The sequence below is a fragment of the Seonamhaeicola sp. genome, from assembly GCF_028281565.1.
Lineage (GTDB): Bacteria > Bacteroidota > Bacteroidia > Flavobacteriales > Flavobacteriaceae > Seonamhaeicola.
Map to the genome: position 1 here is coordinate 160441 of NZ_JANQJQ010000043.1, position 19095 is coordinate 179535.

Sequence of the window (19095 nt, forward strand, 5' to 3'; positions counted from 1 at the left end):
ATGTTTCTGAATAACCATACATATTATAGCTTACGTTACGGCACCATGTCGGAAAAAGAACTTTTGGCATTAGCACAGGCCTATGGTTGCAACGTATTTCCGCTTACCGATATTAATAATACCTCCGGATGTTTAAATTTCATCAGGCGGGCACCGGAGTATGGAATAAGGCCCATTGTTGGTATAGATTTTAGAAATAAAGCGCAACAATCTTATGTGTGTTTAGCTATTAATAATCAGGGGTTTTTAGAGTTAAACAACTTTCTGTCAAAACATTTGCATAATGATGAACCGTTTCCCGATGTGGCACCCGGGTTTCAAAATGCCATAACTGTTTATCCGTTTCAGAAGCTGTTGGAAATAAAAAAAACTGTTTTTGCCGAAAATGAATTTATAGGGGTATCCATTGATGATATTAATAAACTTCAATTTTCGAAATACATCCGGTTTAAAGATAAACTCGTGTTGTTACATACGGTAAGCTTTAGAAATAAACGCGATTATAATGTACACCGATTGTTAAGGGCTATTGACAATAACGTGCTTTTAAGTAAGCTTTCCAAAACACAACAAGGCGCACCGGAGCATCAAATAATGCCTATATCCGAAATAGAAAAGCACTTTCAGGATTTTCCACGTATTTTAAAAAATACGAAACAATTATTGGAGCGTTGTAGCATTCAATTTGATTTTTCCAATAATAGGAAAAACCAAAACCTATCGACACTTTACGACTGCAAAGAAAAGGATTTTGAAGTGTTAGCGAAGCTTTGTTACCAGGGTTTGCCTAAGCGTTATGATACCGTTTCAGAAACTATAAAACAACGGTTGGAAAAGGAATTGAACCTTATAAAGCAACAAGATTATGTAAGTTTCTTTTTAATTAACTGGAAGATCATTCAATATGCAAAATCAAAGGGGTACTACTATGTGGGCAGGGGTAGTGGTGCTAATAGTATTGTGGCTTACCTGTTACAGATCACAGATGTAGATCCTATAGAATTAGATCTGTATTTTGAGCGGTTTATGAATTTATATCGTGCTACACCGCCGGATTTCGATATCGATTTTTCAACCTGGGACCGGGAAGATGTCACGCGCTTTATTTTTGAGGAATTTGGAGCCCATGGACAAGTAGCGCTTTTGGGAGCCTACGTGACGTTCCAGTACAGGGGCGCCGTACGGGAATTGGGTAAAGTTTTTGGGGTGCCCAAATATGAGATTGATAAGTTATGTTCGGGGAAGTTCGGTTATGATCAGCTTGACGGATTGTCTAAACTGGTATTGCGTTATGCTAAGTATTTGGAAGGCCGACCCAACTATATAAGTATCCATGCTGCGGGGATTTTAATTTCGGATGCTCCCATGCATTATTTTTCTGCTACTAATATGCCTCCCAAAGGGTTTCCTACGGTGCAGTTTGATATGCATATTGCCGAAGATGTAGGCCTGTACAAGTTTGATATTTTAGGGCAACGTGGTTTGGGCAAAATAAAGGATGCCATAGCTATAATCAAAGAAAACAGACCGGGGGTCAATTTACCGGATATACATAATGCCAAGCCTTTTTTTGTTAATGAACGTATTAATGCCATGATAGAACGTGCAGAGTGTATAGGTTGTTTCTATGTAGAGTCTCCGGCCATGCGTATGCTCCTTAAAAAATTGGGAGTCAGGGATTACTTGACCTTGGTGGCTGCAAGTTCCATTATTAGGCCCGGCGTGGCTAAAAGCGGTATGATGCGTGAGTATATTTTACGCCATAAAAACCCGGAACGGCGAAAGCGTGCACATCCTGTTTTATGGGATCTTATGGAAGATACTTACGGTGTTATGGTATATCAGGAAGATGTTATTAAAGTGGCGCATCATTTCGCGGGTTTGGATTTGGGTGAAGCCGATGTGTTGCGTCGTGGCATGAGTGGAAAATACCGGTCCAGAGAAGAGTTTTTGGTGGTTAAAGAAAAGTTTATTTCAAATTGCAGGGAACGGGGTGAACAGGATGCTGTCATTTTTGAAGTATGGCGTCAAATTGAAAGTTTTGCAGGATATGCGTTTGCTAAAGGACATTCGGCCTCTTATGCCGTTGAGTCTTATCAGAGTTTGTTTTTAAAATGTTATTACCCTTTGGAATATATGGTGGCCACCGTAAATAATGGTGGTGGTTTTTACAGGACCGAACTCTATTTACATGAAGCCAAAAAGCTGGGGGGCAATATCCATCTGCCTTGTGTAAACCGAAGTCGTATAGAGACCATTATTCACGGTATTGATATTTACCTGGGGTTTCAACATTTACAGGGGTTTGAAAAACGCAACATGATTAGTTTGTTGCAAGCCAGAATACATGGGGACTTTGAATCTTTGGACGATTTTATGGAGCGCGTTCCGATGTCTATTGAGCAATTGGATATTTTAATAAGAATTGATGCTTTTAGGAGTTTAGGAAAAGATAAACGTACGCTGTTATGGGAAGCGTATTATAAGTATAATCATTTAGCTATTGATGACTTACAGCCGCAGTTATTTAGGCTTGGAGCCAGAGAATTTATGTTGCCGCAATTTACCATAACGGATCTAGAGAATGCTTTTGATCAACTGGAACTGTTAAACTTTACTATGTATGATGTGTATTCACTTCTTGAGACACCTCCTACCAGTAATCTTTTAACAAGAGATTTGGTAGTTTATAAGGGTAAAGTAATCACTATTTATGGCTATTTGATCACAGCTAAGAATACAAGTACGCACAAAGGCGACCGTATGTATTTTGGTACTTTTTTAGACCAGGAGGGACAATGGTTGGATACAGTTCATTTTCCCCCGGTAGCAAAACGTTACCCCTTTAGAGGTAAAGGCATTTATCGCATTACCGGGAAAGTGGTTGAGGAATTTGATTTTTTAAGTGTTGAAGTGATAAAACAAGAACGCATGCCTTATGTGTCCGATCCCAGATTTGATATCACATACAATAGAAAAGACTTTCCTAAATTAAATACTGTATTTGGTTAGACAGTCAAACTTTATAACGTTGTCGGGCATACATAATCTGTTTTAGGTAAATCGGTCTTCTTTAGAGCAGCATATCCGCCGGCCACATCAATAACATCAAACCCCCTGGCTTTTAAAATAGAAGCGGCAATAACCGACCTGTAACCACCGGCACAGTGCAGGTAATAGGTTTGCTTTTGATCTATGGTGTTCATGTTATCGTTTATATAATCTAAAGCAAAGTGGTGTACGTTATCACCCTCTAAATGTTCGGATTTATATTCGCCGTCCTTTCTCACATCGAGAATTTCAATGTTGCCGGTTTTGTTTCTATTGGCTAATGCATCAGCTGAAATAGATTCGATAGTTTCAATATCTTTCCCGGCAGCTTTCCAGGATGCTAAGCCCCCTTTTAAATACCCCAACGTATTATCATAGCCTACACGAGATAGTCTGGTTACCGTTTCTTGTTCTTTTCCTTCAGGGACTACCAATAAAATAGGTTGTTGCAGATCGGTTATTAAAGCCCCGACCCAGGGAGCAAATCCGCCATGAATCCCAATGAAAATAGAGTTGGGAATGTGTCCCTTTACAAATTCCTGTTCGGTTCTGACATCCAGAACCAAAGCACCTTCCTGATTGGCTATGCTTTCAAATTCGTCAGGATTTAAAGCCACGTCCCCTTTTTTAAGGACAGATTCAAAATCGGTATATCCGGACTTGTTCATCATGGCATTTTTAGCAAAATATTGAGGCGGTGGTAAAATACCGTCCAATACTTCTTTAACAAACTCGTCTTTGGTCATATCTGCTCTTAAAGCATAATTGGTTGCTTTTTGGTCACCCAGAATACCAACGGTTTCTTTGCTTAGATTCTTTCCACATGCAGAACCGGCACCGTGGGCAGGATATACAATAACATCATCGGCTAAAGTCATGATTTTATTTCGTAACGAATCGTAGAGCATGCTTGCCAAATCTTCTTTAGTTAAATCAGATTTAACCGCTAGATCCGGTCTTCCAACATCGCCTAAAAACAAGGTGTCACCAGAGAAAATAGCATGATCTTTTCCATTTTCATCAATTAAAAGAAAGGTAGCCGATTCTAGAGTATGTCCGGGTGTATGAAGTACTTTAATAGTGATATTTCCCAGTTTAAATTCTTCATTGTCTTCAGCCACATGAGCTTCGTAATTTGTCTGAGCCCCAGGTCCAAACACAATAGTCGCCCCTGTTTTTTTAGCCAGGTCTACATGACCCGAAACAAAATCGGCATGAAAATGGGTTTCAAAAATATACTTGATCTTAGCATTTTCACTATTGGCTTTATCCACATATTGCTGTGTCTCACGTAAAGGGTCAATAATGGCTACTTCACCATTCGATTCTATATAATAAGCTCCCTGAGCTAAACATCCCGTATAAATTTGTTCTATTTTCATCTGTTTAAATTTTTTTGATTTCTGAATATTCAATCCCGATAGCTATCGGGAGAATACATTCAGCTGCTCACATAAATTTTAATTATTCATTGGTGTGAATTTAGAATGAATAAAATATATGTTCGTTTCATTATCAATAATCTTAATTTTTCTCAAAAATACTAAACCCAAACAGGTTGCTTTGTGACATTTGTAACATAACCTATAAGCTGGTCTCTCTGTACACAATATAAATAGCCATGATCAGTGTAAAAATGCCAAAACTTCGTTTCAACTTTTTGCTACTTATGAATTTTGAAAGGAACACGCCCAGTAGTATTCCAACAACTGATATCAGGGTGAATAATAATAGGAAACGCCATTCAATTTCTAAAGTTTGAATATCACCCATAAAGCCAATTAAAGAGTTTATGGTCACTATAATTAAAGAGGTTCCAACCGCTCTTTTCATAGGAATATTGGCCCAAAGTACTAAAGCAGGAACATATAAAAAACCCCCTCCGGCACCAATAATTCCGGTAATGGTTCCAATAATTAAGCCTTGAACAAACGTTTTGTAATAAGCTTGTTTGGTACTTGGAACGTCCTCATTATTTTTATTTTTTATCATTGAAATGGCTGCCAATAGCATAATAAATGAAAAGAATATCATAATGCCCATTTCTTTGGTAAGCGTAAAATCACCTATACTAAAAAGATTGTCGGGAATATTGGGGACCAAATACCTTCTGGATAAATAAACGGCCACAAATGATGGAAATGAAAAGGCCAGACCGGTTTTAACGTCAACGAGTCCTTCTCTATATTTTTGAAAGGTTCCAACTAATGACGTTGTACCCACTACAAATAAGGAATACGCTGTGGCTATAATTGGATTATAACCCAAAAGATAAACCAACAGCGGCACGGTAAGTATAGACCCGCCACCACCTATAAGTCCTAAAACCAGGCCAACTACTAAAGCGCCAAAATAGCCTAAGATCTGGGTGTTATCCATTTAGTGAGGAAGTTTATCTTTTAAAATACCGTAAAGAAAAGTACCTATTAAAGCAGCTATAATTACAATAATCATGCTGTAAACACCGGTTCCTAATAAAATGTACATGGGGCCGGGGCAGGCACCAATCAGTGCCCAACCGAAACCAAAAATGGTACCGCCAACAATAAACCTGATAAAGCCTTTATCTTTTTTAGGGGCGTCTATTTGTCTGCCTTCAGTATTTTTTAGATGTTTTCTTTTTGAAACCTGTAAGAACAATATGCCTGAAGCTATGGCCGTACCAATGATACCGTACATATGAAAGGACTGAAACCTGAACATTTCATAAATACGAAACCAGGATACCGCTTCGGATTTTACCAAAACAATTCCGAAGAAAATACCAACCAATAAAAATTTTAAATATTTCATAGCTTAAAAGATTAAGGGTAAAATAATATTGGCCATGACCAAACCACCAATGAAAAAGCCAATAACAGCTATTAAAGACTGTTTTTGTAAACTACTTAAACCCGTAATGGCATGACCGGATGTACAACCACTGGCATAACGGGTACCAAACCCTACCAACAGGCCTCCAACGATTAGAAGAAGCAGTATTTTAACCGAAGCCAAAGCATCCAGGCTAAATAGTTCATCCGGAACCAGGGTGGCTCCTGAGTTTTCAAAGCCCATTTGTTGTAACTCCGTAACAGTAACCGGATTTAAATCGGTTGGGACATTATTTGAAAGATACTGGGTAGCAATAAAGCCACCGATAATAGATCCTAAAACTATGGTTAGATTCCATTTTTGGGTTTTCCAGTCGAATCTAAAAAAATCTGCAAATCTATCAGCTCCTAAAGCTGTACACATGGTTTTCAGGTTTGACGACATGCCAAACGTTTTACCAAAGTACAGCAACAAAGCCATAACAATAGCTATTAGGGGTCCTGATACATACCAGGGCCACGGATTTAAAATAATTTCCATTTTTCTTAATTTAAGTGTAAAAATATAATGTTGAAAAGTGATACGTGTAACCAATGTTACTTAAACAGAAAGTACCTCAATTTTATTTCTGCCAAGTTTTATTTTATTTTCGTTCTCAAGCTGCTTTAAAAGCCTTGAAATAACTACACGGGAGGTGTGCAGGTCTTCGGCAATATCCTGGTGTTTAATTAAGATGGTATCCGTATCATTAAGCATGGCTTTGTTGACCAGGTATTTGTACAAACGCTCATCCATTTTTAAGAAGGCAATACTGTCAATGGCATCCAGCATTTCATCAAACCGGGTTTGATAACTTTCCAGGATAAAATTTCGCCAACTTTCGTTACCGTGAAACCAATCCTGCATTTTTTGCACAGGTATCATGATGAGCTCAGAATCCTGTTCTGCAACAGCTCTGATCTTACTTTTTGAAGTCCCCATACAGCAGGTAAGCGACATGGTACAGGTTTCACCGGCTTCTAAAAAGTAGATAAGCAGATCATTACCCTCATCATCTTCCCTTAAGATTTTGATGTGCCCGCTTAATAAGAGCGGAATATAAAGCATGGGTTGGTTCACATCAATTATGATGTCATCTTTTGAAAACGACCTGAATATACCAACATCAAAAATCTCATTAATAAGATCGTCATCTAAGATATAACTAAACTTTTGGTGCAATATTTCTTTTGTCATATTCCAAAAATACGGATTTATAAATTTGAAATAAATAGTTTGGTATAGTTTTAATAAATAGTATATTTGCACCCACAAAAATGGCCACGTGGCGCAACTGAATAGCGCATCTGATTACGGCTCAGAAGGTTGCAGGTTTGAATCCTGCCGTGGTCACGAATAAATAAAAAAACTCGACATCAAATCAAGCTCGCTTGAATTTGTAAGTGGAGTTTTTTTATTTTCAAAGCGGAGCTTTGTCAGGAACATCAAAGATAATCCTGCCGTGGTCACTTAGAGCATGTCAAATCATGGATTTTGTATTGTAAGGTGGGATTGGCTGGGATCAACGTAGTTAATCCTGCCGTGGTCACTGAAATACTTTCAATTAAATTCATTACCCCGTAGTTTGTAGGAACTACGGGGTTTTTGTTTTCAGTTGGTTTCGAAACAATTTGTGCAATTTTACTTTGTTGTTTCACCATTGCTTCACTTGATTTGCTCAATAGTTTAATAAACCACTCTAAATAAGGTGTTTCGGTTTACGTTCAAATCCCGTCGCAATTATAACTTTTTGCAATTAGTTTTTACTTAGTAGTCAAAAACACCACCCTTTTATTACGAAAACCCGAGCTTTCATTTAGGACGATATGGTTTTTCTTTGAATGGCAATAAAGTTTCAAAATTAAAACTATGTTTAATATAAAAAAGATTTCCTTTTTAGGAGGTGTTTTAATCTTATTATCAGGCTGTTTCAGTAAGACCATTGAAACTAAGAATGAGCAGGTTTTGGATAATGTCAAAAATGTGCCTGAATGGTTAAGAATGAATGTCGATGAAGCTTTACCTTTCGATAGCTTAAATATTTGGATCCCTACAAATAATTTTCAGACTTCTTCACTGATAAGAGTACCTAGGTTTCCTAGAAAGATATCGGATAAAGAAATAAGGAAAAATAATGCGCTAACCGATTTTAATATTTCTCCATTGCAACAAGGAGAAATCCTCCATTTAAAAGCCGTTAAAAATGAACAAGTGTCTGCACAATTGGCAATAGGAGCAAAACTTCGATTAAGAAATTTAGAGATTGAGGTTGGAGATTTATCGAATGATAAAGGGGAAGTTTTTAAAGCTTCGAATATCAAAATAAGATATGTTAAATATTTACCAGTTCAAAGATCAAGGAGTGAATACAAGTGGTCCCCCAAACTTGAAAGTATAGTAGGTGAGGGGACTTCTGGAAACATGAGCCCAAATGTGATTGGTGACCCTTTAGTGGAGGCAGCCAAAATAGACATACCGGCCTATAGGGCGCAACCTGTTTGGTTTACGTTTACTATACCGAAGAATTCAAATCCCGGACTTTATAGCGGAGTTGTAACCGTGAAAATTGATAAGGTTGAAGTAGCCTCGTATGTACTTGAATTGGATGTTTTGGATATGGAAATACCAGACCCCATTGATTATAGTTTTCATTTGGATCTTTGGGTTAATCCAAGTGCAATTGCAGGTTATTATAAATTAGAGCACTGGTCCGAAAAGCATTGGGATTTAATTTCTGAATATCTTAAAGAATATGCTTCAAGAGGCGGAAAAAATATCACAGCTATAATTACTCAAGAACCTTGGCATAAACCATGGATAGGTGATACCACCCATTCTCAGGTAACTTTTGGTTACCAAAGTATGGTCAAGTGGATTAAGACCACAGATAATAATTGGGAATTTGATTTTTCAGTTTTTGATAAATATGTGGAAGTTGCTACCAAGGCAGGAATTACAGGCATTATAAATGCTTTTTCCATGACTCCTTTCCAGACAGACCAGGCTATTCATTATTTAGATACAGAGGACAACCAGAATAAGGTTGTTAAATTACGTTTGAACGAACCTGCATATGAGAATGCATGGACCGCCTTTTTAATAAAATTCAAAAAGCATTTAAAAGCTAAAAATATACTTGACAGAGTTTATTTAGCCTTTGATGAAAAACCGGAAGAAGATATGGAGATTCTGCGCAGTATTATTGCGAACGCAGCCCCAGAGTTTTTAGGCAAAATAACAATTGCAGGACACCCTGAAATGGGAAAGTATTCCGATAATTTATCAATATCCTATATGTTCTTTCCAGGACAGTCTTTGGAAGGAAAGGGAAAAGTACCTGTTTTACCAACTATTGGAGAAAGGATTAAACAAGATAAACTAACGACGTTTTATTTATGTGCAGAGCCTTCTCACCCTAATACAATGACCTATTCACCTGCTATTGAGGGACAGTTGATTCCTTGGCTGGCATTGAAGTATAATATCGATGGATATCTTAGATGGGCTTTTAATGATTGGACTATGGATCCTTTCAATGAGCCAGTTTTTAATCACGCTCAAGGTGATGATTACCAAATATATCCCGGTAAAAATGGGCCTATTTCTTCTATTCGCTGGGAGTTGCTAAAAGAAGGAATTGAAGATTATGAATTATTTAATGTTATCAGAGAAAAGGGCTTCGTTTCACCGGAAGGTTTGTCCGATATAATTGATTTGGCTACTAGAAATCAAGATGGTAGATATAAGAATGCCTCTGACTTTTTGGAAGTTAGAAATGAATTATTGCAGATTAAATAACAGGATTTTAAAATTTAAATATGAAAATATTAATTAAAATGAAGGATGGCAAAGTGGCTAAAAGCATTTTGGTGGTCTTGATAGTGTTGATTATTTCCTGTCAGCCTAAGAAAAAAAATAATACTGATGAGTTAGATGCTGAAATAGCTCAAACGATGGATCCAATTAATAGAATCCCCGAGTGGTTACAGTTTGAAATTGAGAACAATCTACCATCAGAGGATTTAAATGTATGGGTTCCAACTGGCGATCTACAAACCTCTTCAATGATTAGGGTACCAAGATTTCCTGTAAAGTATACAAAGGAGAGATTTGAAAGTACACCTTATAGTTTAGATCGGTTTAAAATTAATTTGATTGATGAAACCACTAATCTTAAACTGTCAGGAGTTAAAAATGAACAGATTTCTGTTCAGATTGCCATCGCAGCTAAAAAGAATGTCAATAATTTAAGGGTAGATGTTAGTGATTTTTTGTCGGAAAGCGGTGGGCATATTGCTGGTAGAAATGTTCAAATTAGGTATGTTAAATACGTCCCAGTTCAAAGAGCACGGAGTGAATTGTCCTGGACGTTGAAACCAGAAGAAATATATGGACCGGAAGTGTCCGGTTTTGGATCACCAGATATTGTAGGAGACCCATTGGTTGAAGTTTCTGAAGTTTATGTGCCAGCGTTTCGGGCACAACCTGTATGGTTTACTGTTTCCATTCCAAAAGATGCCAAATCGGGAATTTATAAAGGTACTATCAGCATGGTATCAAAGGAATTTCCAAAAAAAGAAATCCCAATTACCCTAGAAGTTTTGGACAAAGAAATACCGGATGCAAAAGATTACAAGTTCTTTTTGGACTTATGGTTAAATCCGAATGCTATTGCAGTTGCTAATAACATAGAGCTATGGTCAGAAAAGCACTGGGATTTGGTTGAAAAATACATGGACGATCTAGTGTCTAGAGGTGCTAAAACCATAACCACCACCATAACCCACGACCCTTGGAAGATAGAATGGATTGATAATACAAGGCATTCGCAAACTGGTATCGGATATACGCCAATGATTCAATGGAAATTGTTAAAAGATAATACATGGACATATGATTATTCCATATTTGATAAATATGTAACCTTAGCACTAAATACTGGTCTTAGGGAGCGTATAGATGTATTTTCATTAACGCCTTTTGAATGGGGCGGAAAGCGATACGTAACCTATTTTGATGAAGAAAAAGGTGAAATTATAGAAGAAGATTTTGAGCCATCAGATGAAAAATATGAAGCCTTATGGATTGCCTTTTTAAAAGACTTTGAAGTGCATCTTAAAAGTAAGGGTTGGTTTGAAAAGACCTATTTGAGTTTTGATGAAAGTCCTAAGGATGTTATAGAATCTATTCTTAAAATAGTAAAATTAGGAGCGCCAGATTTTTTAAATAGATTTTCAATAGCAGGTAAGCCTCATACTTCTAGTTTAGCCCAATCCTTGTCAATCTTCTATCTACATTTTACATCGGAATTCAATAAAGAAAAACCAGTTGAGGATTTATTAAGGGAAAGAAAAGAATCGGACAAAACAACTACCGTATATTTATGTGGAGAGCCGGCATACCCTAATACCTTTACGTATTCTCCGGCTATAGAATCTCAACTGATACCATGGTTAGCTCTAAAAATGAAGACCGATGGCTATTTAAGATGGGCTTACAATAGTTGGTCTGATAAAGACCCATTTAACAATCCTGTTTTTAATTTTATCCAAGGTGATGATTATTATGTTTACCCAGGTGAGGACGGTCCGGTGTCATCAATTAGATGGGAGTTGATGAAAGAAGGTATAGAAGATTATGAACTTTATAAGATTCTAGAAGAGCAAGGAAACGTTTCTGAAGAGGTCCTTCAAAATGTTATAGAACTGGCAACTAGAAATGAAAATGGGAAATTTAAAAGTATTTATGATTTTATTAAAGCCAGACAAATGCTTTTACAAAATGAAAATGTGGAATAAGTTCATTTTGATTTTATTTTTCGTTTTTACAAATTGTAAATCCGTTAGTAATTATAGACAAGAAATCAATGGATTGTATCCTCCTTCCAACGTCAATATCCCGTATCATACTGAATGGGCAAGGCATCATTATCCCTTAAGAATAAGGCACTTCAAAAAGAACCCTTTAAATTATGATGATATTGTTTTTATCGGAAACAGCATTACTGAAAGTGGAGGAGATTGGGGAAAAAGGTTGGGACTTGAGAATGTGAAAAATAGAGGTATTTCTGGTGATGTTACAGAAGGGGTTTTAAGTAGATTGAACGAAATAGTACATTATAATCCTAAGGCTGTTATCATTTTAATTGGAATAAACGACATGTTTAATGAGGAATTATCTCCGGAATATATAGCAAATAATATATTTAAAATAACAGATGTTATAGTAAGGAAGTCTCCTAAAACAGCCATTTATGTTCAAACTATTTTGCCAACTTCAAATCAACATTTGATTGAAAAAATCCTAAAGACCAATAAAATTCTTAAAGAGAAAAAAGGGGCATTTGAGTTAATAGATATTTATGAGATATTTGTGGATAACTCTAATGGTTTAATACAAGAGAAGTTTACCTATGATGGTACTCATCTAACAGAAATAGGTTACAATCATTGGGCTCATTACTTGAAAAGTACAATTTTAAATAAGCCATAAATGAAATAAGCTTTTATTTACTTTTAAGGATTGTTGGTTTTTTTACCTAAATTTAAAAATACCTACCCTCTTTTACGAAATTACCAATCTATTACTTTTCATTTCATAATTAGTTTTAGGCTTAATCTAAAATTAATTAATCATGAAGAAAATTACATTGAAAGTTTTAACAGTAATAATAGTTACTATTAGTTTTCAGGCACAAGCCCAGTATTGTTCTGCATCTTGTACGGGGGCAAATTATGGTCTTTATGTGGAAACAGTTGTTACTACTGGGGGTACAACGAACATTAATCATACGGGTGGTTCTGGAACAGATTACTATTTGTCAGTGGCTGAGACTTTGACCATTCCGGCAGGGGAGACCTTTAATATAGCAACAACACCTGGGGGCGCTGGTGCGCCAGGAGTTCGTGCAGTGATTTATATTGACTATAATGGAGATGGTGATTTTGAGGATTCAGGTGAACTTGTAGGTGCTATGAGCCCAGAAAAGGTTTGGAGAGATCCGGCACCAACAGACAATATGGATGTAACTGTACCTGTTAATGCTGTAGTTGGAGCAACTAAAATGCGTATTTTAGGAGGAGATGCATGGGCTTATAATGATGATATGAGTGGAAATGATCCGGATGGTCCCGGTATACCTGCTTCGCCTTGTGGAGATCTGGCTAATGCCTCTTTTAAAGATTTTGATGTGCAAATTGAGGCCTCTTTGGGAGTAGATGATTTATCAAATGACCTGCAATTTTCAGTTTACCCTAACCCCTTAAAAGGAGATTTTATAAATTTAAGTATGAATGCTCAAAATCAAATAGTAGATATTAAACTGTATAATATTACCGGAAAGATGATTTTTAAGACCACATACAAATCTTTTATGGGACACGAAGAAATTCAAATTCCTTCATTAGTAAGTGGTGTTTACTTATTGAATGTGAAAACTAATAATGGTTCATTTACAAAGAAAATTATTAAGTAATCCTTCATAACACTTAAGTAATTTGACTGTTGAAGAATCTCATTATATTAATATATTGAGGTTCTTCTATTTACTAAAAAAAGCATAACATTTAAAATGGTTACAGTAATGGAAAACAATATTGTCAACACTAAAATAGAAAATAATTAAAATGAATATAAAGGCCATTTTTAAGTATGGAATCATGAGGGGAAATCCATTTTTGATTGTTGTTTTATTAATTGGATTAATTGGACAAGCTCAAAATATTCATGGTTCTTTTGAGTCAAAATTCAAACGCTATCAAAAAGGAGAAAGGTTTCAAGGTGAATCCACATTGCAATGGGAGGCTGTAGCTTGGAAGGGAGAACGTATCAACAAGCAGATAGTTTTATGGAGTGATAGCCCTCATGAAAACCTTGAATATAGGATAGAGTCATTTAAGAGCGTAAATGATGGTAATAGTACAATTGACACAGAGTTTATCTCTTGGAGGTTTCCTTCATATGTAAAAGGTGATACAGAGGCAAGAAGTTGTACAACAGTGGCAGAAGGGCAAGGGTTTGATAGTATAAGGCCTTTTGTTGAAATTGCGGATGCTTTAATTGAGACACCTGTTAATACAATACCCATTAATGAGCCATTAAAGATATGGCTTACCATAGATGTTCCTGTTAACCAAACCTCTGGAAAATATGTCGGAAGTTTTGTGGTTAGTCAAGGTGAAAAAGAACTAAAGACATTTACTATAAATCTTCAGGTTTTAGATTATGAATTGCCCAAACCAAAAGACTGGAACTTTCATTTAGATATTTGGCAATGGCCATTGCAGCCTTTAGAATATTATAATATGGCTGAAGACAAGAAAATAAAGGCTTGGTCTAAAGAACATTTTGAATTATTAAAACCATTCTATAAAGCTTTAGCCAACATGGGACAAAAGGTGATTTTTACTCAGATAAATGATAGTAAATCCCCTTTGGTTAAATGGATAAGGGATGATAAGGGTAACTGGAGCTTTAATTTCGAGGCATTTGATGCATATGTTGCCCAAATGCAAAAATGGGGGATTAGAAAGCAGATTAGCTGCCACGTTAAGCTGGGAAGCAAACACAGTGATTTACCTTATTATTCGAAAGGGGAAGAAAAAATAAAGCATTTAAGTTTAAAAAAGTGGTCTCCTGAGTATAATAGTATTTGGAAATCCTTTCTTAATAACTTTAAGGCGCACCTTATAAAAAAAGGCTGGTATGATAAAACAACATTGTTTTTTGACGAGCTAAGACAGGAAGAAATGATTGACCTTATTGACTTTATGCAAGGCTTTGACCCAGATTGGAACTTGGCTATGGCTTATGGGCATGTTCAAAGTGAAAAGGTAATGAATTTACTTAGTGATGCCTCAGGTATTTTAGGTGTTGCGAACAATACAGGGAGAAAAGAAAAAACAAATACGTTTTATACAAGCTGTACGGAAACGATTCCCAACAATTATGTTACCCCTGTCAATAATGTAGCAGAAATGACCTGGATGCCTTGGCATGCTGCAAGAGAAGGTTTTGATGGGTATTTAAGATGGGCCTATGATTATTGGACTAAAGAGGACCCATTTGATACTCGTGATGGAGGATTTACTTCTGGAGACTTTTCAATGGTTTATAGGTCCAAAAACGGAAAGGGAATGAAGCCCATTATGGGTATTAGAACGGAAATGCTTCGAGAAGGAATTCAGGATTTTGAAAAGATTGAAATATTAAGGAGAACGTTTAGGGCAAATGGGGATTCATTAAGATTAAAGAAAATAAATGATGTTGTCAACCTTTTTTCAGCATCTAGTGGATCTCAGGCATTAGAATTGGTCAGTAAGGCACAAAAAACACTCGAACAACTTTCTCTTAAGAAAGAAATTCAGCATAAAGCTAAAACGCTTAAAAATAATGTGGAGGTTAAAGTAAATAAAGATATTAATGAAATTACCATTACGACAAAAAAGGCTGTTTTTGAGGTGGAGATTTTAACCTATGAAGGCAAAAGAATTTATCTTCAACAATTTGAACAGCCAAATAATGGTAGTGAAATTAAGCTATCTAATCTTGTCCCCGATTATTACTTGATAAGAGTTGTTTCAAAAAATGAAGTTTTTGTTGAGGTAGTATATTTTGAATGAAAGCTGTACGTTTCATAAATACTTTCCTTCCATAAAACTTAGAATACGAATTCACCCTACTACAATTACAATATTACACAACATAAATCTAGTATTCATAGGCTTCTTTTGTAATTAAAAGAATTGTATGTTTCGATTTTCAGTATTTTTAGTGCTAATCCTCTCCTTCTCTTTGAATTCGTTCTCGCAAACCCTTAATGGTTCATTTGAATCAAAATTCAAGCGTTATCAAAAAAATGAAAGTTTTTCAGGAACGGAAAGTCAGGATTGGAACACCGTGGCATGGAAAGGGGATCGTATCCATAAACAAATAGTCTTATGGAGTACGTCTAACATTAATGGCTTAAGTTATAGTGTTAGTCCTTTAGTTAAGGGGGGTGATCAAATAATTACATCAAATATTGAATTACGTTTTGGACAATATATCAAGGGAGATCCAGAAGCTAGAAGTTGTTCTGGTTACCCCACACATCCATCATTTGTAGAAATAATTGATGCGTTAACAGATGTGACAATCACATCTTTATCAGCTACAGACCCATTGAAATTGTGGTTAACCATAGATGTACCAAGTACCACACCAATAGGTGTCTATACTGGTACCATTACGGTCAATGGAGGAGTAACACCTCTTGTATTTAATATATCAGTAAATGTGGTTGACTATACGTTGCCAGATATAACTAATTGGGATTTTCACTTAGATTTATGGCAGTTCCCCGCCAAAGTTTTAGATCATTATAATACGGCAAATCCGGCTAGTCAAATAGACATTTGGTCAGACCAACATTTTGATTTGTTTGAGCCGGGATATAGAATTTTAGCTGATATGGGACAAAAAGCCATTGCAGCGCAAATAAAGGAAAATGCTTTAGGAATGCCTTCTATGATACGTTGGATTAAAAAAACCAATGGTACTTGGGAGTATGATTTTACAGCATTTAATAAGTATGTAACAGCCTTGATGTCTTGGGGTATTGATAAACAAATAAATTGTTTTTCACCTGTGGGATGGAATGAAGATGAAATTCCTTATTGGGATGAAGCAACAAGTTCTATGCTAAATTTAAGCGCTGCCATAGGTTCAGCAACATACAATACCCGTTGGGACCATTTTTTAACGGCTTTTAAAATCTTTTTAGATACTAAAGGTTGGTTTAATAAAACCGTTTTATATCTAGACGAAGTACAACAAAGTAAACTAAATGATGTGTTTACTGTAGTTCAAAATAATAACAGTGCTTGGAAAATTGGTATAGCACATACAACAGCGTTGTCTGCCTCGAATAGCAGCCAATTATATGATGCATCAGGTATATTAGGTACAACCTCTACAGCCGGTAGGTCAGGAAAAATAACTACATTTTATACCAGTTGTACGCAAGCTAAGCCTAACAGCTACGTAACACCAGAAACCAGTCTAGCAGAAATGGTATGGATGGGATGGCATAGTACAAGAGAAGGGTTAGATGGTTATTTAAGATGGGCTTTTGACTATTGGCAGTCTTCAGACCCTTTTGATATACGTGATGGTGCTCACACTGCGGGAGACTTTGCTATGGTTTATAGAAGTTCCAATAACAGCCCTTCAAAATATCTGCCTAGCTTAAGGGGTATATTATTGAGAGACGGTATTCAGGATTATGAAAAATTAAAAATACTGAGAGCCTCATTACAGGCATCATCAAACCCACATGATCAGATTGTATTAACTGGGTTGAATACAATCATTGATGATTTTAATAGTACTAGCGGTTCAGCTGCAGAGCAATTGATTATTGAAGGACAACAAGCCATAAAGGATATTGTACTAGGAACCTTTGGTTATTGTCAAGTCAATGGAGTGAGTGATACAAATTACTATGTAAAATCATTATCAACTACCGGAGGAACAGAAAACATAAGTTTTTCAACAAATCAATATCCAAGCAATGGGTATGAACACCATACAACGACAAAGGTAACGGCAATAGCCGATAGCAACTTTACAATTAATTTAGAAAACTCATCAGCATCTAATTGTGCAAGAGCAAAAGTATGGATAGACTGGAATGGCGATGAAGATTTTGAAGATGCAGGAGAAGAAGTATTCAGTGGAGGTAATCCAAATGTTTGTACCAATAGCACGTCCTATAATATTCCAGTAACCGTGCCTTCAAATACCGCTTTAGGTGATAAAAGAATGAGAATTCAGGTAAGAGATGCTTCAGATCCAGAACCTGTGGCTTGTGGTATAAATGACAAAACAGGAACGGCAGATTTTAATTTAGAAGTTATAATTGATAATCCCTATTGTAAGCCTAAAAACGATGGAGCCAATATGGATTATTATGTAGAAGGATTAACTACAACAGGGGGAGTAAACGCTACCAGTATAAACTTTAACGGAGCTGGTTTTCCAGCAGATGGGTATCAATACCACACCGCTACAAGTGTAGATGTAGTTAGAGAAAGTACATTGGTTCTAAATCTTGAAAATTCTTCAACATCAAATTGTGCAAGAACAAGAATATGGATAGACTGGAATAATGATGAAGATTTTGATGACGCCGGAGAATTGGTGTATGATGAAGACACTTTTCAATCTTGTACAAATACAACTAGCAAAACAATAAATGTGCAAGTACCTGCTACGGCTGTATTTGGAGAAACTCGTATGCGCGTGCGCCTAAGAGATGCATGGCTTGCAGAACCGGAGCCTTGTAATACATTTAGTTTTACCGGAGCAGCAGATTTTAATATTAATGTTGTTGACGCGCCACTACCACCACCAACTTATTGCGATGCTTCTGGTACAGACCATGCCGATGGTGTGACACATTACTATACTTCTGCAGTAACAACTACAGGAGGTTCTACCAACATAGCTTATTCAAGTTCTAGTTACCCAGCAGGAGGATATATATCCAGTGCTCAAAAAGTAATAGTGAAACAAGGAGAGTCGTTTACAATGGATGTTTCATTAGCCAGTCCATGGTCTTTAAGTGATGTATTTATAGATTGGAATTATGATGGTGATTTTGATGATTCAGGTGAACAAGTAGCTACCTTTGGAATGGAGACACCTCCAGGGGGCGGTAATGATGCATCACCCTATTCACAAACCATATCGGTACCAGCAGATGCTACTATTGCGACGCTAAAAATGAGAGTTTTAAATGGCGATGCGTGGACCTATGGAAGTCCTTGGCATAATACCAACAGCCCTTGTGGAACATTTTTAGCGAATTCATCTTTTCTGGATTTTGCAATAGAAGTCACCGAAGCTTTAAGTACCAATGATAACAATTTGAATATACTTGATGTTAAAGTATACCCTAATCCAACAACGGGCCGTGTTACTATTAAAACTAAGGATGCGGTAACTACTAAAACAAAAGTTCAGATTATAAATACCCTAGGGCAAGTGGTATACAAAAAGACTAATGATTCTGGAAAAATAGAGCATATAGTTTTACCGGAGTCGCTAAAAAATGGATTGTATTTTTTAAAGATTCATTTGGGTAAGGATAAAACATTCTCAAGAAAAATAATCCTTAGAAGGTAGCCCGGAAGCTCTATTAGAATTATA

12 protein-coding genes and 1 tRNA gene are annotated in these 19095 nt (G+C 36.4%); 8 read left to right on the forward strand and 5 right to left on the reverse strand.

What is annotated here, in order from left to right; all coding sequences use genetic code 11:
• On the forward strand, positions 1-3012 hold the full coding sequence (locus Q0983_RS18135; RefSeq protein WP_299556298.1) for a PHP domain-containing protein: 3012 nt from the start codon (positions 1-3) through the stop codon (positions 3010-3012).
• 11 nt (positions 3013-3023) lie between these two features.
• Here Q0983_RS18135 and Q0983_RS18140 read toward each other — a convergent pair whose 3' ends face one another.
• The 5 genes from Q0983_RS18140 to Q0983_RS18160 form a co-directional block, all read right to left on the reverse strand.
• Positions 3024-4433 carry a rhodanese-like domain-containing protein gene (locus tag Q0983_RS18140; RefSeq protein WP_299556299.1) on the reverse strand — a complete coding sequence of 470 codons (1410 nt, stop codon included), beginning with the start codon at positions 4431-4433 and terminating at the stop codon, positions 3024-3026.
• A 202-nt stretch (positions 4434-4635) separates the two neighbouring features.
• On the reverse strand, positions 4636-5430 hold the full coding sequence (locus Q0983_RS18145; RefSeq protein WP_299556300.1) for a sulfite exporter TauE/SafE family protein: 795 nt from the start codon (positions 5428-5430) through the stop codon (positions 4636-4638).
• Positions 5431-5844, reverse strand: a complete 414-nt coding sequence (locus Q0983_RS18150; protein WP_299556301.1) for a DUF6691 family protein — start codon at positions 5842-5844, stop codon at positions 5431-5433.
• 3 nt (positions 5845-5847) lie between these two features.
• Positions 5848-6405: a YeeE/YedE thiosulfate transporter family protein gene (locus tag Q0983_RS18155; RefSeq protein WP_299556302.1), complete on the reverse strand. Its 558-nt coding sequence runs from the start codon at positions 6403-6405 to the stop codon at positions 5848-5850.
• A gap of 60 nt (positions 6406-6465) precedes the next feature.
• The gene (locus Q0983_RS18160) at positions 6466-7101 is read right to left on the reverse strand and encodes a Crp/Fnr family transcriptional regulator (protein ID WP_299556303.1); all 636 of its coding nucleotides are present in this window, start codon (positions 7099-7101) and stop codon (positions 6466-6468) included.
• Between the two features lie 82 nt (positions 7102-7183).
• Here Q0983_RS18160 and Q0983_RS18165 point away from each other — a divergent pair.
• The 7 genes from Q0983_RS18165 to Q0983_RS18195 all read left to right on the forward strand — a co-directional run bounded on the left by Q0983_RS18165 (position 7184) and on the right by Q0983_RS18195 (position 19071).
• Positions 7184-7257: transfer RNA gene (locus Q0983_RS18165), tRNA-Arg, on the forward strand.
• A 516-nt stretch (positions 7258-7773) separates the two neighbouring features.
• On the forward strand, positions 7774-9702 hold the full coding sequence (locus Q0983_RS18170; protein WP_299556304.1) for a glycoside hydrolase domain-containing protein: 1929 nt from the start codon (positions 7774-7776) through the stop codon (positions 9700-9702).
• Positions 9703-9722: 20 nt separating this feature from the next.
• Complete coding sequence (locus Q0983_RS18175) at positions 9723-11702, forward strand: glycoside hydrolase domain-containing protein (protein WP_299556305.1); 1980 nt, start codon at positions 9723-9725, stop codon at positions 11700-11702.
• Positions 11686-12396, forward strand: coding sequence for a GDSL-type esterase/lipase family protein (locus Q0983_RS18180; RefSeq protein WP_299556306.1), 711 nt, complete (start codon positions 11686-11688; stop codon positions 12394-12396). The genes Q0983_RS18175 and Q0983_RS18180 overlap by 17 nt, the downstream gene beginning before the upstream one ends.
• Before the next feature lie 142 nt (positions 12397-12538).
• The gene (locus Q0983_RS18185) at positions 12539-13378 is read left to right on the forward strand and encodes a T9SS type A sorting domain-containing protein (RefSeq protein WP_299556307.1); all 840 of its coding nucleotides are present in this window, start codon (positions 12539-12541) and stop codon (positions 13376-13378) included.
• 151 nt (positions 13379-13529) lie between these two features.
• Positions 13530-15524 carry a DUF4091 domain-containing protein gene (locus tag Q0983_RS18190; protein ID WP_299556308.1) on the forward strand — a complete coding sequence of 665 codons (1995 nt, stop codon included), beginning with the start codon at positions 13530-13532 and terminating at the stop codon, positions 15522-15524.
• Positions 15525-15651: 127 nt separating this feature from the next.
• Positions 15652-19071, forward strand: coding sequence for a glycoside hydrolase domain-containing protein (locus Q0983_RS18195; RefSeq protein ID WP_299556309.1), 3420 nt, complete (start codon positions 15652-15654; stop codon positions 19069-19071).
• Positions 19072-19095: the final 24 nt, after the last annotated feature.